The following is a 19,456-nucleotide window of genomic DNA, read 5'->3' on the forward strand; positions in this document are numbered from 1 at the left end:
TGGGGGAGCGGGTTGATGTGAGCGAGGACGAGTGGGAGACCATCGCCCTGGAAGCACTGTCCGAATTGGATTGGGAGCCGTTGCGGGGGCCGGATATCGCCCCCGGCGCTCCGAACGGCCGCGAATCGTGGCAGGACCTTGTCCTTCCCGCCCGCCTCCAGGCCAAGATGCGCGAACTCAACCCGCTTGTTCCACCCGAGTACCTCGACCAGGCCCGCGCCGAGATCCTCGCCCCCAGATCCCAGGACCCGGTGGCCGAGAACTATCGGCTGCACGCCATCCTGGTCAACGGCTACCAGGGCGTCACCTACGTCGACGGCGACGGCATCGAGCAGAACCCGACGATCCGCTTAGTCAGCCCCCGCGAACCGGACAACGAGTTCCTCGCCGTTCGTCAGGTCACGGTCCGCACCCGTGAGGTCGAGCGGCGGTTCGACGTCGTCCTCTACGTCAACGGCCTGCCCATGGCGATCATGGAGTTGAAGAAGGCCAGCGCGAAAGCGGGCATCGCCGCCGCTCACGCCCAGCTCGCCACCTACCTGCGCGAGTTCCCCATGGCGTTCCGGTTCGCGCTGCTGACAGTGATCTCCGACGGCATCCTCGCCCGATATGGCACGCCTTTCACCCCGTTCAACCACTTCTCGCCCTGGAACATCGACGACGACGGCAAACCGGTCGAACTGCGCGAACCCGAGGGCGACGATCACCTCCACACCCCCCTGGAATACCTGATCGAGGGTGTGTTCAACCGTCAGCGCTTCCTTCAACTCCAGCGCAACTACACCGCATTCGACCAGGACGAAGGCGGCTACACCAAACGCATCGCCAAGCCGCATCAGTATTTCGCCGTCAGCAAAGCGCTGGAATGCACGGTTCAGGCCGTGGAGAGCCACGGCAAAGCCGGGGTCGTCTGGCACACCCAAGGGTCCGGCAAGTCGATGGAGATGGAGCTCTACGCCCACCGCGTCGGCAAGGAACCCAAGCTCAGGAACCCGACGATCATCGTCGTCACCGACCGCAAGGAACTCGACGACCAGCTGTTCAACGGCTTCCAGCGGTCGCTGCTGCTGCCCGAAACGCCCGAGAAGATCATCACTCGTGCCGATCTGCGCGCCAAGCTGTCCGAGCGCAACACCGGCGGCATCCTGTTCACCACGTTGCAAAAGTTCAGCCTCACCAAGCAGGAAAAGGAAGCGGGCCGTGACCACCCGCTGCTGTCCGACCGCCGCAACATCATCGTCGTGGTCGATGAGGCGCACCGCTCGCACTACGACGACCTCAACGGCTACGCCCGCCACCTCAAAGACGCGCTCCCGCACGCGACGCTCATCGCCTTCACCGGCACCCCGGTCTCGCTGGCCGAGCGCAACACCCGCGAGGTCTTTGGCGACTACATCGACATCTACGACCTGACCCGCGCGGTCAACGACGAAGCAACCGTTCGGGTCTACTTCGAGCCGCGCCTGATCGAGGTCACGAGCACGATCAGCGACGAAGACCTCGACCAGGCCGCCGACGAAGCCACCCTCGGCCTCGACGAGTCCGAGCGCGCCCGCATCGAGAAGTCCGTCGCCGTGATCAACGCCGTCTACGGCGCCCCCGAACGTCTGCGGACCCTCGCGGCCGACATCGTCGCCCACTGGGAGTCCCGCCGCGACGAGATGGTCAAGTACCTGGAGATGCCCGGCCGCGCGTTCATCGTCTGCGGCACCAGGGAAATCTGCGCCAAGCTCTACAAAGAGATCATTGCGCTCCGTCCCGACTGGCACGACGAAGCCATCGACAAGGGCAAGATCAAGGTCGTCTACTCCGGTGACCGGACCGACGAACCACCGGTGTCCGATCACGTCCGCCGCGAAGGACTGAACAAGTCCATCCAGGCGCGCATCCGGAAGGAGACCGGCGACGACCCGCTGGAACTGGTGATCGTCAAAGACATGATGCTCACCGGCTTCGACGCTCCGCCCCTGCACACCCTCTACCTCGACCGCCCGCTCAAGGGCGCACTGCTGATGCAGACGCTTGCCCGGGTGAACCGGACCTTCCGGGGCAAGCCCAACGGCCTACTGGTCGCCTACGCCCCCCTCGCCGAGAACCTGAGCGCCGCCCTCGCCGAATACACCGACACCGACCAGGTGAACAAGCCGGTCGGCCGCGACACCGACGAGGAAGTCGCGATCGTCAACGCCCTGATCACCCGCCTCGACAAACTGTCCGAGGGCTACCACTGGCGCAAGAAGCTCGACGGCGGCCCCCGGTCATACGTCAATGCGGCCATCGGCCTGACCAACCATTTGCGATCCCCCGACACCCCCGGCAACAAGGCGGCCGAGGGGGAGAAGCCATTGCGGGAGAGCTTTCGTGAGTACGCCAGCCAGCTTGGCCGCGCCTGGTCGCTATGCTCCAAAAAGGATGCTGTCGAGCACCTGCGCGCACCGGCGAAGTTCTACGAGCAAGTCCTCATCTACATGGGCAAGTTCGACGCCGCGCAGCGGCAGGCCGAGGGTAAGCCGGTGCCCGAGGAGATCCAGCGGCTGCTGTCCGCCCTGGTCGCCTCCGCGACCGCGACCGGCGAAGTGATCGACATCTACGCGGCGGCCGGGATGCCCAAGCCGTCGCTGACCGACATCGGTCCCGAGTACCTCGCCAAGGCGCAGGCCGCCACGCACCCGCACTTGGCTATCGAGGCGCTGCGGGCACTGCTGACCGAGGAGTCGGCGAAGGTCAGCCGCCACAACTTGGTCCGGCAGCGCGCGTTCTCCGAACGAATCGCCGAGCTGATGCGTCGCTACACCAACCAGCAACTCACCTCCGCCGAAGTGATCGCCGAACTCGTGGCGCTCGCCAAGGAGATCGCCGACGAACGTGACCGCGGCAAGAAGTTCGACCCGCCGCTGTCCGAGGACGAACTCGCCTTCTACGACGCGGTCTCCGACAACGAGTCAGCCGTCACCGTGCAGGGTGAGGACGTGCTCGCCAAGATCGCCCGCGAACTCCTGGCGGTCATGCGCCGCGACGTGAAAACCGACTGGACCGTCCGCGACGACGTTCGGGCCAAACTCCGGTCCTCCATCAAGCGGCTGCTGGTCAGATACCGGTACCCGCCGGACAAGCAGCCTGCCGCGATCAAGCTGGTCATCGAGCAGATGGAGGCCATGGCCCCCCGCTATGCGGCCTGACCGAGTTGCCCGCTAGAACGCGCGGCGCGCGGCTCGTTGGGCCGCGGCCATGAAGTCCGGGTTGACGGCGGGTTCGGGCTGGTCGTAGAGCTGGCTGACGGACCGGGCGGCCGTGTCGCAGGCCGCGGTGAACCCGGCGACCGCTTGTTCGGTGAGCTGTTCGGTCGCGGCGGCGGTCTGGATCAGGACGCACGCCTGCCGTAGCCGGGTGAGGCAGGCGATGACCTCGGCGGTGACCACGACGTCGGTCATGGCCACCCCACTGGCACGGGAAACACGAGCCGCACGAACGCGAGGGCGCACTCCGGGCAGACGGTCGGTGTCCCGGGACGGTCGGCGTAGCGGGCGTGGACCGGGATGCCGCACAGGCCGCCCGCCATGCCGGTCGGGACCAGGTGCGCGCGGCCGACGTGGTATTCGCTGATGCCCCAAGTGAAGTCGCCGCCCATCACGCCGGCACCCACTTCCGCAGCATCGCTCGACCGAACTCGGTGAGCTCCACCGAAAGCCACCCGTCGAGCGGGTCGCGGTCGGGCGCCAGGGCGATCACGCCGTCGCGGCGCAGGATGAACAGAGCGCTGCACAGGCGGGCAGGCAGCTCCTCGGTCCGGTGCCGGAACGGACTGGTGCGGGTCGCGGCGACGATCTCGCCGCGCTCGACCTTGCGTAGCGCGCGCAGGAGGAACGGCTCTCGGGCCGGACCGGGACAGATGGGCATCGCTGACACCGCCTTCGCGAGAGTAGGGAGGGCGGGTGCGGCGGAGGGGGCCACCGCACCCGCTTGTCGACCACCCGTGACCAGGCGCTTCACCACCACGCTCAGCTTCCCAATCCACAGCACTGATCGACAGGTGCAACGTAACCCGTGCAACTGTATGTCGCGAGTACCCGATCGTGTAGTTCCGCCGTTGCGGAGAGTGTGGCTAGATTTCGGGCATGGCGACTCCCACGCGCGCGAAAGTACGGCTCGGCAAGTACCTGGCGGAGCTGCGCAACCGCACCGGCATAACGCTGGTGATGGCGGCGCAACAGCTGAAGACGTCGGACGGCACGATCAGCCGGTATGAGTCCGGCCATGTCCTTCCCGTCTGGGCGACCGTGCTGACCTTGCTGAACCTCTACGAGGTCAGCGCCAAGGATCGCAAGATCGCGTCGGACCTGTGGGACAGCGCCCACGACGAACCACCGTCGATCCGCCTCCCCGGTGGCACTCCGAAAGCGTTCCGCCGCCTCGTCAACGCCGAACGTGAAGCTCCTGCCGCACGGCACATCGAGACGTCGATTATTCCCGGCCTGCTACAAACCGAGAGCTACGCTCGGGCGTTGATGGCATCGGGCCGTTCGATCCAACTGCCGGACCTGAAGGTCGACACCGTGATCACAAACCGGCTGGCCAGGCAACAGCGCCTGATCGGGGCTGACCCACTCTCGCTGCATGTGCTGCTCGATGAGGCGGCCGTAGTTCGTGAGGTCGGCGGAGTTGATGTTCTGCGCGAGCAGTTGGCATTTCTGCTGGTCGCGGCTGCGCGGCCCAACATCGTCTTGCAGATCATCCCGTTCGGTGCCGGCGCTTACGGCTCGATGGCCGGTTCGTGCGTGGTCCTCGACTATCCGTTCGATGAGACGCCAGGTGTCTACGTCGAGTATCCGGCGGGCGGGGCATGGGTGGACAATGAGGACGACGTACAGCGCTTCACCACCATGTTCGACGAGGTCGCCAAGCTGGCGCTATCGCCCGCGAAGTCGACTGACCTGGTCCGCAAACGCATCAAGGCACTGGAGAACCCATGATCCACGACAGGTGGCGTAAGAGCAGCTTCTCGGGCGGAGACAACAACAACTGCGTTGAGTTGAATCTAGCCCCGGCCATCAGCGCCATCCGCGACAGCAAGAACCCGACAGGCCCGGTCCTCACCCTCACCCCCACAGCCTGGTCCGCCTTGCTGCACACCACCAAACACGCCTGACATGACCCGCCGCGGCGTGCCGTCTCACGACGACTCGATGGCCTGGAGGGCTGTTGTCCGTCGATCAACTGGCCGCACGCCTGCGCGCGGTGCTTGCTCAACTTGACCAAGCCCGTCAGACCATCGCCAATGCAGGCGACCTGCTCGGTGACGCGGCCCACGCTCTCGCCGCCGCTGTTCGCGGCTCCGGTGACGCGGATTTGGCCCAATCGGTGCTCCACCTTTCCCGAGCGCGGGAGGACGTCGACGGGCTGGCTGGAGCCCTTTCCCAGAGCGCCCAGATCGTCACGTCCTACCTCGTCGACATCGGGGCTTCCCCGGGGAAACCGCGCCGCTCGACCCAACGCCTCGAACTCGGCCACCCGCCGAATCGTTCAGCGGGACGAAGAACAGGCACGACGATCGCTACCCCGACGCCGCGTTGCCGTACTCGGATGACCTGCCGCCGCGAGTCAGGCGCGGGCAGCGGAACTCCCCGATGACTGGCCTTGTGGAGGTGGGCGGGCGGGACTACGGGTCGATTGGGGCCGACCACGGGGATATCTGGGCGACCGAGATGCGCGAACGGATGAGGGCACTTCAACTGCCTGCCCGCGCGGTCTTGCTCGCTCACCACGTCGAGATGAAGGTGGTCGCGATGATGGTCAAATCCGGCGCCCGAAGCGGCAGGACCATCATCAACCACGCGCCTTGTGGCTTCCGAACCGGCCGCCGGTATAGGTTGCGAACAGTTCTTGGCGGCCGTGATCCCGAAATGTAGCATCCTGACCGTGCTCGGCACCGATGCGCGAGGGAACCCGTTCAGCGCATATACGAAGGGAAGGCGTCGTGCTGATTCCCCGAGTTCTCGAGATGTCGATACAGCATCTGAATGACCTCCCTGATGGCATCGGTCTGGTTGGAGAGGTACGCCGACTCAACGATGCGGGTGTGGAGATCCCTTGGCTGTGGGGACTTTCCGCGGGTCCGGAGGACCCGATGTCCCTTGACCAGGTTACTCTCATGTTCGGTGTTCACAATGGCGATGGAGCGCTGCAATGGCTGACCGGGCACCACACGTTTGTTCCCGTCGATGGGGTCAATCCGGAGTGGTCGACTCACTATCTCGGCGGGATGTATGACACCCCAATGCCGCCGTTCTCCACAGTTCCAGTCGCCACCGTCTATGCCGCTCTGAATGAATTCCTCCAGACTGGTAGCCGACCAACCTGCGTGGCCTGGAAGGAGGCGGCGTCCCTGTGAACCTCCACGGAGGCGGCGTGCCCGGCCGCGCCAACCTCGGGAGTCGCGTGTCCATTGTCAACCTCGCAGCCGAAGTTACCCCCGCGCCTGCCAGTCCACCCCACTTGGCCGCTTGCCCCCGCTGGCCAGCAATTCCCGCATGGCTTGCTTCACCAAATCAAGCGACACCTCAGAATTGGCCGGGAAGTCGTGGCCAGTCCCGAAGTAGGCGAACTCCACTCCGTCCGGGTTCACCCGGTCACCGACGCTAAACCACTCGGTGGCATCGTCACCGGGGATCTCTTCGCCCCCGGAGTAGCGCACAGCCCCGAGGCCAGTTTCTTTGTCTGCCCCGACAATCATCTCGTGGTCAGGGTTTCCGGTAGAGTCGTCCTCGACGGCGTAGACAGCGGCCGAGGTGTACTCCCAGCCAGCTTCGAGCAAGTCGGCAATAAACGCGTCAATGTCTTGGGCGCCGCGAAGCCGGCGCAGCGGCACTCCGTGCTTATACGAAACTTCGAGTACGAACCCCACGCCTTATGCCTCTCGTCCTCGGTAGGTTTGTTTGCCGCTTGGCCAGTAGATCGTAACCCGCTGGCCGGGTCTGAGAACTTGGGGCAAGAGTTGGTCACATGACCACGGCCCGGTGTCGCAGGGCTGATTATTAATGGCCAGAGTGACGTTCTTGGCTGTCATAGACCGCAGTCGCGCCGCGAGCTTCACTTCGACATGGGCGGCTGCCCACAGCTCACCCCGGGCGGGAGCGATGCTGAGTGCACGCAGGAGTTCCACCGCTTCCTGGTATCCGTCCTGGTGGCCGCTCACCAGCGGACCATGTTCCGCGCCATCGTCGTCCACCCAGTAGCCTGACGTCTTGCGCTCCTTGGGGCCGCGTACCGGCAAGCGCTCCAGCAACTTGGCTGCTCGCTTGTCGGATTCGGAAGCTGCGGGGACATCGGCTATTGGCTTGGATGATTCGCCGGTGGCTCGTGGCCGCCTGCTGAGCAATGACGCACTCTTACTCCCGTCGCCGATGAGCGTGGCGACAAACAGCTGCATGACCGATCGAGTGGACGACAGGGCCGCCTCGACTTCCGCAAGTCCCGTAACAGCGTCAAGGAGGCCAGCGGCAGCCTGGTGCATCTCAGCGTGCGTACTGGTCGCGGCAAGTTGGGTCAGGTAGAGGTGGGCTTCTTCAAGGAGATGTCGGGCCAGCGTCACTTGCTCAGTCGGTAGGCCACTGACAGCCACGCTCACCGCCGCCGCAACGTCACCGGCTCCCGCCACTCGTGCCCCCAGGCCCGCCCAGTCAGAGAGTCCATCGTGGCACGGGCGTTAGAGCGAGGCCACCAGATCCCGGCCGGTATGCGGAAGCACGAGACCGTCGCACGCGTCTTCGCCAGCTCGAACATCATGCGATGACGGCGATGCGACGCTGATAACCGGGGTTATCGGCCGTTGAACGCGGCAATTGGCCAACCCAACCGTAGCTTTCGATCACTGCGCCGCCAGGTGGCGCCGGTCGAAAGGACGCACATGTATCCCCATCCCGTGGCCCCGCCGCGCAACGGTCTTGGCACCGCCGGGTTCGTCGTCGGTCTGATCGGGATGCTGTTCGCGTTCGTGCCGATCGTCGGCGTGATCGCGTGGCCGATGGTCATCGTTGGGCTCATCCTGTCGATCGTGGGTGTCGTACTCGCGGGCAAGAGACAGGCGACAAATCGAGGCATGGCCATCGCGGGCGTGGTGGTCTCGGCCATCGGTCTGGTCGTCTGCGTGATCTGGGCGGTCGCGTTCGCCAACGCGGTCAACGAGGCCGCGAACGACGGGATCGCCCTCGCCGTTCCGTCCGAGCCGCCCGCGGCGGGACGCCGCACCGTCGTCTTCACCATCTCGTCGGGGAAGGCCGTCAACGTGCGCTACGGCGACCTCGGCGACCAGCGGTCCGCCGTCGTGGAGCCCACACCCGGGTGGACGCAGACCGTCACTGTCGGCGGCGGAGGTCACCACCTGTCTCTCTCCGCGGACGCGGTCGGCTCCGACGACTTCACCAGCCCCGTGACTTGCTCCATCGCCGTCGACGGCGAGAAGGTGGCTGAACAGTCCAGCCCCATCGCCGTGTTGTGTTCCGCCACAGTGGAAAGAGTCTGAGCGATGTCGAATTCCGAGCACAGCGCGGACCTGGTGGCGACCCTCGCCGATCGGGCCGACCAGGACCCCACGATCTCCGACGACGCGAAACTGTTCGTGTTCGCGGCCCTCGACGGCGACGACGAACTCGCGGCCGCACTCGAAGGCGACTACGTGGTTCAGGCCAGGCAGCCAGTGACCGAGGCGAGCCGGGAGCCCGTGGGCGCCTACCTGACCGGCATCGAAGTCACCGGCTTTCGCGGCATCGGACCGACCTCGAAGCTCGACATCCAGCCTGGACCTGGGTTGACGATCGTCGCCGGCCGCAACGGGTCCGGCAAATCCACCTTCGCCGATGCGCTCGAAGTCGCGCTAACCGGCGACACCTATCGTTGGCGCAACAAGAAGACCGTCATATGGCGGGAGCACTGGCGCAACCTCCACCAATCCGCGCGGTGCTCAGTCGCGGTCGACCTGGCCGAGGAAGGCGTCGGCACCACGCGGATCGGAGTGGACTGGGCCGACGCGACCGACGTGCATGAGCACACCACGTGGGTGCAGCGGCATTCCAAGCCACGGGAGTCAGGGATCTCGGCGCTGGGGTGGGATCGTGCCGTCGACCTGCACCGACCGATCCTGTCCTACGACGAGCTCGGCGGGATGCTGCACGACGGTCCCGCCGCGCTGTTCGACAAGCTCGACGCCATCCTCGGCATCGACCAGGCCACGGACGCGCACGCGCGGCTCGCCGCCGCCGCCAAACAGCTCGCCGAGACCGACAAGGCGGCCAAGGCAGAGGCCCGCTCGCTCAAGGCGGTGCTCGCCGAGTCGGCTGATGAACGCGCGACGGTGGCGCTCGGGCAACTCAAGAAGCGCGTCCCGGACATCGACGCAGTGCGTGCCGTGGCGACCGGCACCGACAGCCAGCCCATGGCGGACATCGCGAGGCTGCGCGAACTCACGCGGCTGCGTGCGCCCGACGAGCGGCGGGTCGCAGAGGCGGTTGCCGACCTGCGTGCGGCCACCGCCGAACTCGTCACCGCGAGCGTTGCGGCAACCGAACATCTTGTGCGCCGGACCGCTCTGCTTCGACAGGCATTGGACTTCCACAAGGACCACGGCGACAGCCTGTGCCCGGTCTGCGGGGTCGGCACACTCGATGACACCTGGCGAACCCGCGTCGCAGGCGAACTCGCCGACGAAGACGAGGGAACCTCCCGACATCGCCGTGCGGTGCACCATCGGGACGCGGCGCGTGACGCTTCGTGGAGTCTCGTGAGATCGTTCGTGGATCCTGTTGCCCCACAACGGTTTTCCCTGTCAGCGGCACCACCCGCACTGGCGGCGGCAGCGCGGTGGCGGCGACTTCCCGATGACGATTCCGCGATCGCCGACCACCTGGAGAACCTTCGACCCGAGCTTGACTCCGCATTGGCCGGTCTCCGCGCCGAGGCCGAGACCGCGCTGTCCCAGTATGAGGACACGTGGGCTCCGATCGCCGTGCGGCTCGCGGGTTGGTGCTCGCTCGCGACTCGGGCCCGCGCGGAGCAGGCTCGGCTGAGCGAGGTCACCGCGGCGGCGGACTTCCTCAAGGCGAGCATCGTCGAACTTCGCGACACCCGGATGCGAGCGCTTGGGGACAAGGCGCGCGCCATCTGGGCCGCCCTGCGCCAGGAAAGCAACGTCGACCTCGGCGCTGTCGAACTCAAAGGCCAGGCCACCAGGCGCCGGGTCGAATTGCGAGCCGACGTCGACGGCGCCGACGCGCAGGCACTCGGGGTGATGAGCCAGGGCGAACTGCACGCACTGACACTGGCGCTGTTCCTCCCGCGCGCGACAGTTGAGGGCAGCCCGTTCCGGTTCATTGTGCTGGACGACCCGGTGCAGGCCATGGATCCGTCTAAAGTGGACGGCTTTGCCGGGGTTCTTCACGAGCTCGCCAAGACACGCCAGGTTGTCGTCTTCACCCACGACGACCGCCTGCCGCAGGCCGTGCGCGACCTGGGAATCGACGCGCGGATTGTCGATGTTTTACGTGGGGTCTGCTCGGAGGTCGACGTTCAGGACGGCAAAGACTTGGCGTGGCGCTACTTGGACGACGCTTTCGCGGTCGCCAAGGACGACCGAGTACCTAACGAGATCAGGAACAAGACCGCCGGGATGCTCTGCCGCATGGCGGTGGAGGCCGCTGGTCGCGATGTGTACATGGGCCGCCGCTTTCGGTCGGGCGACGCTCGCACCGAGATCGAATCCGGGTGGGACGCGGTGCCCAAAACTCGCGGCCGGATGGAGCTGGCGCTCAATGGACCCAACGTCGAGCGCTGGCTCGATGACAGGGGACACAAGTGGGCGTTTCACGCCTTGGGGAAGTCCGCACACGAGTGCTTGACCGGCGACCCTGTCGAACTCGTTCGCCGCGTGCGGGGACTGGTCCGAGACTTGAAGGCGGTCCGATGAGCGACGTGGCCGCAGCCGTCATCGCGTTGGGACACGCTCGCGCGGTACTCGACGGTGACCACGCCGTGCCCGCGCGCCACGTGGCCCGCTTGGCGGCGGCTCTGGCGCGGCAGGCGCTGGAAGAAGCCGTCGAGGCGGTCGGGATTGGAGCGATGCGCGAGGCGAGTATGCGGGTGCGGCTGATCGGCCTGCGCGTCGATGACCGCACCGCCGTTGTCGCCGCCGACGCGGCGCTCGCGTGGCGCGGTCTGAGTCGCGCTTGTCACCACCATTCCTACGAACTGGCCCCCACTGTCGACGAGGTGGGTCATCTCATCGACCAGGTGGCCGCCCTGATCCCCGTCGCATACGACGCCGCGGCGCGGGTCACGCGTTGACGGTGGGCAATCGCCGAGTTCCCGGGCCATCGGCGAGGACTCGACTTCGGTTGCCCCACGCGCGCGTCATCGAATTCCAGGGATGATGGGATCAACGCTGAATCCACGGAGTTGACTGATCATGTCCTGGGGTACCCCCGTGCGCACCGTCGCGGCACTCATCGCCGCGATCGGCTTCACTGCCTGCTCTAGTCCGGCTGACAGCCCGATCCCGACCTCCCCGACCTCCAGCGGAGGTGCCGTCCCGGCGGGACACGGCGCGGACGGCATGGGTGACCCGTACTACCCGACCGACGGCAACGGCGGCTACGACGCCTCCGGGTACGAGGTGTCGATCAGCTACGACCCGAAGACGAAGAACCTCGACGGCGACACCGTCGTGAAAGCCACCGCCACCGAAGCATTGACCACGTTCAACCTCGATCTGGCCGGTCTGAAGGTGGCGGCCGTCGAGGTCGACGGGCAGGCCGCCGAGTTCAGCTCCAAAGGCGACCATGAGCTGGTGATCACCCCGAAGACGCCGATCGTCAAGGGAGCCGCGTTCGCCACCCGGGTCCGCTACGGCGGTGAGCCGACCTCCGACGGGGACGACACGCTCGGCCCGGAAGGCTGGAAGATCTCGAAGTCCGGCGGCGCGTTCGCCGCGGGTCAGCCGCACTCCGCCGCGCATTGGTTCCCGGTCAACGATCACCCCCGCGACAAGGCGACCTTCAAGCTGGCCGCGCGCGTTCCGGACGGGTGGAGCGTGGTGTCCAACGGCCGCGAGGAACCATCAGTGACCGCCGACGGCTGGACGACCTTTCACTGGGTGGAGTCGAACCCGATGGCCAGCTACCTGGCGACGGTCGGTATCGACAAGTGGACGTTCGAGCGGTCCACGCTGCCCGGTGGCGTCCCGGTGGTGAACGCCTACGCGCCCGGCGTCGAGGACAAGCGGGCCATGCAGGCGCGGATGCCCGAGGTGATCGAGTTCCTGTCCGCGAAACTCGGGCCATACCCGTTCAGCTCGGCCGGTGGGATCTACCTCTACGAGAACAACAGCTTCGCGCTGGAGACCCAGGGCAGGCCGATCTACGCGAGGCGGACTGAGTTGGGCCTCGTGGTGCACGAATACGCGCACCAGTGGTTCGGCAACTCGGTGTCGATCAAGAACTGGGCGGACATCTGCCTGAACGAGTGCTTCGCGTCCTACGCGGAGTGGCTTTGGGACGAGGCGAAGGACGGGGCCGACCTCGACGAGCGTTACCGCACCGAGATCGCGGACATCGACGACGCGGAGCGGTTCTGGGGCCGCACGCTGTACGACATGGGCGCGGGCAACGAGTTCGGCGCGGTCTACGACAAGGGTCAGCTCGCCGTGCACGCGTTTCGGCGCCAGATCGGCGACCCGGCGTTCGATCGGCTGCTCAAGGAGTGGGTGATGAAGCACAAGGACGGGAACGCGTCCTGGCCGGAGTTCGAGGAGATGGCGATCTCGGTGTCCGGCCAGGACCTGCGGGCGTTCTTCGACGCGTGGTTCCGCTCCGATCGGATCCCGGCCGACGACTTCCTCTACCCGGGCTCGCTCCGCGGTTGACCGCTCGCCTGCTGTCGGACCCGGCGTCGAGGCCGAGTCGGATTGGCGCGAGGTCAGCGATCGATCCGCTGTCTCCACCGCGCTCGCGAATGCCATGCGCTGACGTGCCGTGCGTTCGGGTCGCGCAGAGTTCGGCGCAGGAAGTCCTCGTCGAGGCAGGCGATCATGCGGCGCAGTTCGTTGCCAGGTCCGCGAGCGGTGCCGTTGACCGCGCGTTCGACTAGGTCGCGGGCATCGATCACGTCTCCGACGTAGTAGTCGTACCGGCTGACGTAGAGCCATCGTCAGCCGTCGCTGAGGAATGCCCGGTAGATGCGCAGGGCGCGAGCCACCTCACCGGGGTTGCGGGTCCGTGACTCCCAGCGGATCAGTTCCGCCTGAGTGCGAGCGCTCAGGCCGTCGATGTGGCTGAACCCGCGGTTCGGAAGCTCGGCGATGGGAAGAAGAGCGCGTACCGCGCCGGGCCGTCTACGCGGCATTGGCCTTTCGGGTCTGCATATGCACAGGGGTACACCGCAGGCGCGCTCTTGGACAACTTGAATAACTCGGCTGGCCGCGTCGGAAATCGGCTGACAAAGGGGTGGGTCGTTGTTACGGTTCGACCGCACTCCTGGTGCGCAGCCCGCGGTTACTTCGACTGTAAATTGAAACCGCGGGCGACTTGATCTCGGGAGTCGCGAACTTCGGCGGTGCCCGGTGCGCAGGCAACGGTTACTTCCACTCCTAATGGGCAGGTTGTGGGTTCGAGTCCCACCTCCGACGAAAGTCGGGGTAGCTCAACTGGCAGAGCAGCTACGTCACCGTGGCCGACTTTGATCTCGGGCGCCTCCGAAGTTCGTGGTTCCCCCTCTCTGGGGAAATCGAAATGAGCAAGTTCAACCTCACCACCGTGCGCGCGGCCGTGCGGTCGGCGGTCACGACCGGCAAGGTGCCCACTGGCACCACCCACGAGGGCGGTGCCGGGTACGCCCGTGACGCCAAGTCCCAACTCTTCCTGCTGGCTGTCACCAACATGGTCGGCGAGCACACCTTCTACGAGTCCGCCGCCAAGCGCGACCTGCGGTACGCCGAGTTGGTCGCCGAGACCGCCGTCGAAGATCCCGACTGGACTGCCCGGTTCCTTGTCTGGCTGCGTAGCGAGGCCAACATGCGGACCGCGGCTCTCGTGGGCGCTGCTGAGTACGTCCGCGCGCGGTTGGGTGCCGCGGGTGAGGCGACGCACAGCAATCGGGCGGTGATCGGCAGCGTTCTCCAGCGGGCCGACGAGCCCGGCGAGATGCTCGCCTACTGGACCGGCGTCCACGGTCGCAACGTGCCCAAGCCCGTCAAGCGTGGCATCGCCGACGCGGTCACGCGCCTGTACGACGAGCGGGCGCTGCTCAAGTGGGACAGCGACGCCCGCGGGTTCCGCATGGGTGACGTCATCGACCTGGTGCACCCGACTCCGTCCGCGCCTTGGCAGGGGGAGTTGTTCCGGCACGCGTTGGATCGGCGGCACAAGCGGGACAACCCGATTCCGGCGGAGCTGACCGTGCTGACCGCGCGCGCTCGGCTGACTGCGATGCCGGTCGGGGAGCGGCGGGCGGCGCTCGACCCGAACGCGATGCGGGCGGCTGGGATGACGTGGGAGGCGCTCGCGGGTTGGCTGCAGGGGCCGCTCGACGCGGGGGCGTGGGAGGCGGTGATTCCCAGCATGGGGTACATGGCCTTGCTGCGGAACCTGCGCAACTTCGACGAGGCCGGTGTGTCCGACGAGGTCGCCGCCCAGGTGGCCGCGCGGCTGTCCGACCCTGCTCAGGTCGCGCGGTCGCGGCAACTGCCCATGCGGTTCCTCTCGGCCTACCGGGCGGCGCCGTCGCTGCGGTGGGGGCACGCGCTGGATCTGGCGTTGGCCGCGTCACTGGACAACGTGCCCCGGCTCGCCGGGCGGACGTTGATACTGGTCGACACCTCCGGCTCGATGGACAGCGGCTTCTCGCGGGACGGAACCTTGCGCCGGTGGGACGCGGCGGCGGTGTTCGGCATCGCGCTGGGGACTCGGTGCGAGCGGGCGGACGTGGTGTCGTTCTCCGACGCGTACTTCGGTGCGCCGACCAAGGTGTTCCCGCTGCGGCGCAAGGAGTCGCTGTTGCGGGCGGTCGAGCGGTGGAAGAGCGGTGGCTACTTCCTCAACGGGGGCACCGACACCACCGGCGCGATCCGCGCGCATCTGCGGGGGCACGATCGGCTCGTGATCATCACCGACGAGCAGTCGCGTGGTGACGTCGGCGCCGCGGTGCCCGCCGAGCTGCCGTTCTACACCTGGAACCTGGCCGGGTACGAGCACGGCCACGCGCCGAGCGGGCTTGGGGCGCGGCATACGTTCGGTGGGTTGAGCGACGCGGCCTTCGGGCTGATCCCGCTGCTGGAGGCGGGGCGGAACGCGGGCTGGCCGTTCTGACCGACCAATAGGGAACGGCCCCGGAGCTGGGGGTCCGCCGGGGCCGTTCTCCCACTGAATCGCCAGGCGTCGCCGTTCGTTTCACTTGGGTTCAGGAAATCTTGTCACGTCCTGTGTGGACACCTTGTGACCTGCTCGTCAACTAAATCCCGACGCACCGACGGTGAGATCGTCTACCTTCGATGTCATGGCTACATTGGTGACGTTCCACGCCCACCCCGACGACGAGTGCATCGCGACCGGGGGTGTCATGCGCAAGGCCGCGGACGACGGGCACCGGGTCGTGTTGGTGGTGGCGACCCGCGGGGAGATGGGTGAGGTGGCCGACGGCTTCCTCGACGAGGGTGAACACCTCTGGCAGCGGCGGGTCGAGGAGACCAGGGCCGCCGCCGAACTGCTCGGCGTCTCGCGCGTCGAGTTTCTCGGCTACGTCGACTCCGGGATGATGGGCGAGCCGTCCAACGACGCCCCCGGGTCCTTCTGGACCGCGAGTGTCGACGAGGCCGCCGACCGGCTTGCGAAGATCCTGGCCGACGAGCAGGCCGACGTGCTCACCATCTACGACGACAACGGCGGCTACGGCCACCCCGACCACATCCAGGTCCACCGGGTCGGCATGCGGGCCGCCGAGCTGGCGGGCACGGAGCGTGTCTATCAGGCGACGATGAACCGCGACCAGATCCGCCGCCAGCAGCAGGAGGCGATCGACCAGGGCGGCGAGGCCGACTTCGGGCCGCCGGAGGACTTGGAGCTCGGCAAGCCCGAGGCCGAGATCACCGCCGCGGTCGACGTGACCGCGTATCTCTCGCACAAGCGGGCGGCGATGCGGGCGCACGCGAGCCAGATATCCGAGGAGTCCTTCTTCCTGGCGATGCCGGATGAGATCTTCGCCATGGCGTTCGGCACCGAATGGTTCATCCGCCAAGGCGAGGGCCCCGGCATCACCGAGACCGACCTGCTGCCGACAACAGCCTGAGTGACCTGCGCCTTCGCCGCTCGTTGTGGTACACCAGAGATCCCACGCGAGGCAGGAGGGCCGTCATGGTCGACGATCGGCGTGCCCTCCCCTCCGGGAACGGTGAGGAACCCGACTTCGTGGACCGGGCCGGTCGGACGCTGGGCTGGCTGTACCGCAGCGGGTGGCAGGTGGCGCGCAGGCTGCCGGGCGGCGAACTCGCCGAGCGGCAGGTGCAGAAGGTCGAGGCGGCCTTCGCCACGGAGGTGCGCAAGCACCTGGAGGCGCCGGAGCCGTCGACGGCGCTGATCGAGACGCCCAAGCGGGCCGCGGAGCCGATGCGGCTGGCGATGGCCGAACTGTTGGAACGCTCCGTCACCGACAGCAAGGACGCCGCCCGCGACCACTACTTCGAGTCCATCCTCCGCCAGCTGCTGCCTGATGAGGCCCGCATCGTCTCCGCGCTGTCCGACGGCACGGTCTTCCCGCTGGTCCACCTGGCCGCGCGGACGTCGGTGGCCGGCGGGCAGCGGCTGGTGCTGGAGAACGCCTCCACGGTCGGGAAGGCGGCCGGGGTCATCCAGCCCGGGCTGACGCCGGTGTATGTGGGTCGGATCCTGCGGTTCGGCCTGGCCGAGGTCGGCGAGGAGGACACCTCGCTAGGCGTGGCCTACGAGATGGCGATGACCGACGACCGGGTCCGCGACGCGGAGACCCGGATCAAGGCGGGCGGCCGGTTCGGACCCCGGGTCATCCGGCTGACCTTGCGGATCTCGGAACTGGGTGCCCAGTTCTGGGCGGTCTGCGACCCGAGCGCGCGCGCCGTGGCACCCGGCGAGCGCCCATGAACGCTTTCCTCCAGGACTTCCAGACCAACTGGCTCGTCTACGCCTCGATGCCGGTCATCGCCGCCCTGATCGGCTACGTCACCAAGCTCGTCGCCATCAAGATGATGTTCGAGCCGCTGGAGTTCGTCGGCAAGAAGCCCTTCTTCGGCTGGCAGGGAATTGTGCCGCGCCGCGCGGCGCGGATGGCGAGCATCGCCTGCGACACGATGACCGACCGGCTGATCTCCGCGGGCGAGGTGATGGGCAGGCTCGACCCGGAACGCATCGTCAAGGAGATCGAGCAGCCGCTGTTCGACGGGGTCGAGGAGATCGCCGCCGAGATCGCGATGGAGTACCAGCCGGGGCTGTGGGAGTCGACCCCGGAGGCGGTCCGGCGGCGGATCATCCGGCACGTGCAGGGCGAGGCGCCCAGGATCGTGCGGTCGCTGCTGGAGACGATCAAGCACGACGTGGACGCGGTGTTCGACCTCAAGGACATGGTCGTCAGCAACCTGGTCAAGGACAAGGCGCTGCTCAACCGCATTTTCCGCGAGTCAGGGCACAAGGAGTTCCGGTTCATCGCCCGCTCCGGGATCGTCTTCGGCTTCGCCATCGGCCTGGTGCAGATGTTCGCGTGGGCGGCGCTGAAGAACCCGTGGATCATGCCGATCTTCGGCGGGATCACCGGCTGGTTCAGCGACTGGCTGGCCCTGAAGATGATCTTCCGGCCGAAGCGCCCGACGAAGTACCTCGGCGTCTTCGAGTGGCAGGGGCTGTTCCTCAAGCGCCGCCAAGAGGTCGCCGCCGACTACGGCGCGCTGATCGCCAAGGAGATCATCACCCCGAAGAACGTCATCGAGGCGGTGCTGCACGGCCCGCTGTCGGACCGGCTGTTCGCGCTGGTGGCCGCCGAGGTGCAGGAGGCGCTGGACCGGCAGTCCGGGGTGGCCCGGCCGCTGGTGGTGCTGGCCGTGGGCAGCGGCCGCTACCAGCAGATCAAGCGCAGCATCGCCACGAAGGTCATCGACCGGCTGCCCGAGACGATGGCGTACATCGAGGACTACGCGGGCGACGCGATGGACATCCGCAACACCCTGGTCACCAAGATGCAGGAGATGACCGAGGACGAGTTCGAGGGGCTGATCCGGCCGGCGTTCGAGCAGGACGAGTGGATCCTGATCGCCACCGGCGCCGTCCTCGGCTTCGCGGTCGGCGAGCTGCAGGTCATCCTGGTGGAGACGCTGGCTCACTAGGTCTACGGTCGGGACCATGTCCTACGTCGCCGCGGAAGACCGTTACGAGCAGATCCCCTACCGGCGCTGCGGGCGCAGTGGGCTCAAACTGCCCGCCGTCTCCCTGGGCCTGTGGCACAACTTCGGCGACGACCAGCCGCACGAGATCGGCCGGACCATCCTGCGCCGCGCGTTCGACCTGGGTGTGACGCACTTCGATCTCGCCAACAACTACGGACCGCCCTACGGCTCGGCCGAGCGCAACTTCGGCCGCGCGCTGGAGCGCGACCTTGGCGCCTACCGCGACGAGATCGTCATCTCCACCAAGGCCGGGTACGACATGTGGCCGGGCCCCTACGGCGAGTGGGGCTCGCGCAAGTACCTGCTGTCCTCTTTGGACCAGTCGCTGGGCAGGATGGGTCTGGACTACGTCGACATCTTCTACTCCCACCGGTTCGACCCGGACACGCCGCTGGAGGAGACCGTCGGCGCGCTGGCCACCGCCGTGCGCCAAGGCAAGGCGCTCTACGTCGGCGTCTCGTCGTACTCGCCGATCGCGACCCGCCAGGCCGCGGAGCTGCTGCGCGCCGAGGGGGTGCCGTTGCTGATCCACCAGCCGTCGTACTCGCTGCTCAACCGCTGGATCGAGGGCGAACTGCTCGACACCCTCGGTGAGCTGGGCGTGGGCTGCATCGCGTTCTCGCCGCTGGGCCAGGGCCTGCTCACCGACCGGTACCTCGACGGCGTGCCGGCGGGCTCGCGCGGCAGCCGGTCGTCGTCGCTGAGCCAGGACATGCTGTCCGAGGCCAACCTGTCCAGGGTGCGCGGCCTCAACGACATCGCCCGGCGCCGCGGCCAGACGCTGGCGCAGCTCGCGGTGGCGTGGGTGGTGCGCGACGAGCGGGTGACCTCGGCACTGGTCGGCGCCAGCTCGGTCGAGCAGCTGGAGAGCACGCTGCGCGCCGTCGACGGCCCGCCGTTCACCGACGACGAGCTGGCCGAGATCGACAAGTACGCCGTTGACGCGGGCATCGACCTCTGGGAAGCCTCCCGCAGCGCGGGTTAACCCGATTCCGCCGCGCTCGACCTGAAATC

At 67.2% G+C, this 19,456-nt stretch carries 21 protein-coding genes; 14 read left to right on the plus strand and 7 right to left on the minus strand.

Annotated features, from left to right (window positions below; genetic code table 11):
* Window positions 1-17: 17 nt before the first annotated feature.
* Window positions 18-3,179: a type I restriction endonuclease subunit R gene (locus BN1701_RS28910; protein ID WP_231949743.1), complete on the plus strand. Its 3,162-nt coding sequence runs from the start codon at window positions 18-20 to the stop codon at window positions 3,177-3,179.
* A gap of 12 nt (window positions 3,180-3,191) precedes the next feature.
* Here BN1701_RS28910 and BN1701_RS28915 read toward each other — a convergent pair whose 3' ends face one another.
* From BN1701_RS28915 to BN1701_RS28925, 3 genes are read right to left on the minus strand one after another with little or no spacing between them, the layout of a single operon-like run.
* Window positions 3,192-3,431, minus strand: a complete 240-nt coding sequence (locus BN1701_RS28915; protein ID WP_054054031.1) for a hypothetical protein — start codon at window positions 3,429-3,431, stop codon at window positions 3,192-3,194.
* Window positions 3,428-3,643, minus strand: coding sequence for a hypothetical protein (locus BN1701_RS28920; RefSeq protein ID WP_054054032.1), 216 nt, complete (start codon window positions 3,641-3,643; stop codon window positions 3,428-3,430). Before BN1701_RS28920 ends, BN1701_RS28915 begins: the two co-directional genes overlap by 4 nt.
* Entirely contained in the window at window positions 3,628-3,897 is a 270-nt protein-coding gene (locus BN1701_RS28925) for a hypothetical protein (protein ID WP_054054034.1), read from the minus strand. The genes BN1701_RS28920 and BN1701_RS28925 overlap by 16 nt, the downstream gene beginning before the upstream one ends.
* Before the next feature lie 218 nt (window positions 3,898-4,115).
* Between BN1701_RS28925 and BN1701_RS28930 the strand changes: the two genes are divergently transcribed.
* From BN1701_RS28930 to BN1701_RS34815, 4 genes are all read left to right on the plus strand, one after another.
* Window positions 4,116-4,970, plus strand: coding sequence for a helix-turn-helix transcriptional regulator (locus BN1701_RS28930; RefSeq protein ID WP_082860120.1), 855 nt, complete (start codon window positions 4,116-4,118; stop codon window positions 4,968-4,970).
* Window positions 4,967-5,146: a DUF397 domain-containing protein gene (locus tag BN1701_RS34810; protein ID WP_082860121.1), complete on the plus strand. Its 180-nt coding sequence runs from the start codon at window positions 4,967-4,969 to the stop codon at window positions 5,144-5,146. Before BN1701_RS28930 ends, BN1701_RS34810 begins: the two co-directional genes overlap by 4 nt.
* A gap of 478 nt (window positions 5,147-5,624) precedes the next feature.
* Entirely contained in the window at window positions 5,625-5,906 is a 282-nt protein-coding gene (locus BN1701_RS28935; RefSeq protein WP_157368277.1) for a DddA-like double-stranded DNA deaminase toxin, read from the plus strand.
* 68 nt (window positions 5,907-5,974) lie between these two features.
* Window positions 5,975-6,388 carry an Imm1 family immunity protein gene (locus BN1701_RS34815; protein WP_172803337.1) on the plus strand — a complete coding sequence of 138 codons (414 nt, stop codon included), beginning with the start codon at window positions 5,975-5,977 and terminating at the stop codon, window positions 6,386-6,388.
* Between the two features lie 75 nt (window positions 6,389-6,463).
* Here the strand turns inward: BN1701_RS34815 and BN1701_RS28945 are convergent, their stop codons facing one another.
* Window positions 6,464-6,865 carry an Imm1 family immunity protein gene (locus BN1701_RS28945; protein ID WP_172803338.1) on the minus strand — a complete coding sequence of 134 codons (402 nt, stop codon included), beginning with the start codon at window positions 6,863-6,865 and terminating at the stop codon, window positions 6,464-6,466.
* 39 nt (window positions 6,866-6,904) lie between these two features.
* Entirely contained in the window at window positions 6,905-7,588 is a 684-nt protein-coding gene (locus tag BN1701_RS34820; RefSeq protein WP_082860123.1) for a DddA-like double-stranded DNA deaminase toxin, read from the minus strand.
* A gap of 315 nt (window positions 7,589-7,903) precedes the next feature.
* Between BN1701_RS34820 and BN1701_RS28950 the strand changes: the two genes are divergently transcribed.
* The 4 genes from BN1701_RS28950 (at window position 7,904) to BN1701_RS28965 (ending at window position 12,907) form a co-directional block, all read left to right on the plus strand.
* The gene (locus BN1701_RS28950; RefSeq protein WP_054054042.1) at window positions 7,904-8,518 is read left to right on the plus strand and encodes a DUF4190 domain-containing protein; all 615 of its coding nucleotides are present in this window, start codon (window positions 7,904-7,906) and stop codon (window positions 8,516-8,518) included.
* A 3-nt stretch (window positions 8,519-8,521) separates the two neighbouring features.
* Window positions 8,522-10,954: an AAA family ATPase gene (locus BN1701_RS28955; protein WP_054054044.1), complete on the plus strand. Its 2,433-nt coding sequence runs from the start codon at window positions 8,522-8,524 to the stop codon at window positions 10,952-10,954.
* A complete protein-coding gene (locus BN1701_RS28960; protein WP_054054046.1) occupies window positions 10,951-11,331 on the plus strand; it encodes a hypothetical protein in 381 nt (126 codons plus the stop codon). The genes BN1701_RS28955 and BN1701_RS28960 overlap by 4 nt, the downstream gene beginning before the upstream one ends.
* Before the next feature lie 121 nt (window positions 11,332-11,452).
* Entirely contained in the window at window positions 11,453-12,907 is a 1,455-nt protein-coding gene (locus tag BN1701_RS28965) for a M1 family metallopeptidase (RefSeq protein WP_054054049.1), read from the plus strand.
* Between the two features lie 53 nt (window positions 12,908-12,960).
* Here BN1701_RS28965 and BN1701_RS28970 read toward each other — a convergent pair whose 3' ends face one another.
* Together BN1701_RS28970 and BN1701_RS36120 are read right to left on the minus strand one after the other, a co-directional pair.
* Complete coding sequence (locus BN1701_RS28970) at window positions 12,961-13,149, minus strand: hypothetical protein (protein ID WP_054054051.1); 189 nt, start codon at window positions 13,147-13,149, stop codon at window positions 12,961-12,963.
* Between the two features lie 42 nt (window positions 13,150-13,191).
* Entirely contained in the window at window positions 13,192-13,386 is a 195-nt protein-coding gene (locus BN1701_RS36120) for a hypothetical protein (RefSeq protein WP_157368278.1), read from the minus strand.
* A 386-nt stretch (window positions 13,387-13,772) separates the two neighbouring features.
* Here BN1701_RS36120 and BN1701_RS28975 point away from each other — a divergent pair, with 386 nt between their 5' ends.
* The 5 genes from BN1701_RS28975 (at window position 13,773) to mgrA (ending at window position 19,427) form a co-directional block, all read left to right on the plus strand.
* Window positions 13,773-15,347: a TROVE domain-containing protein gene (locus tag BN1701_RS28975; protein ID WP_054054054.1), complete on the plus strand. Its 1,575-nt coding sequence runs from the start codon at window positions 13,773-13,775 to the stop codon at window positions 15,345-15,347.
* A gap of 187 nt (window positions 15,348-15,534) precedes the next feature.
* A complete protein-coding gene (locus BN1701_RS28980) occupies window positions 15,535-16,323 on the plus strand; it encodes a PIG-L family deacetylase (protein ID WP_054054056.1) in 789 nt (262 codons plus the stop codon).
* Between the two features lie 65 nt (window positions 16,324-16,388).
* The gene (locus BN1701_RS28985) at window positions 16,389-17,150 is read left to right on the plus strand and encodes an Abi-alpha family protein (protein ID WP_054054059.1); all 762 of its coding nucleotides are present in this window, start codon (window positions 16,389-16,391) and stop codon (window positions 17,148-17,150) included.
* Window positions 17,147-18,382 carry a hypothetical protein gene (locus tag BN1701_RS28990; protein ID WP_054054060.1) on the plus strand — a complete coding sequence of 412 codons (1,236 nt, stop codon included), beginning with the start codon at window positions 17,147-17,149 and terminating at the stop codon, window positions 18,380-18,382. The genes BN1701_RS28985 and BN1701_RS28990 overlap by 4 nt, the downstream gene beginning before the upstream one ends.
* Window positions 18,383-18,398: 16 nt before the next feature.
* A complete protein-coding gene (gene mgrA, locus BN1701_RS28995) occupies window positions 18,399-19,427 on the plus strand; it encodes an L-glyceraldehyde 3-phosphate reductase (RefSeq protein ID WP_054054062.1) in 1,029 nt (342 codons plus the stop codon).
* Window positions 19,428-19,456: the final 29 nt, after the last annotated feature.

The organism is Alloactinosynnema sp. L-07 (assembly GCF_900070365.1).
GTDB lineage: Bacteria > Actinomycetota > Actinomycetes > Mycobacteriales > Pseudonocardiaceae > Actinokineospora.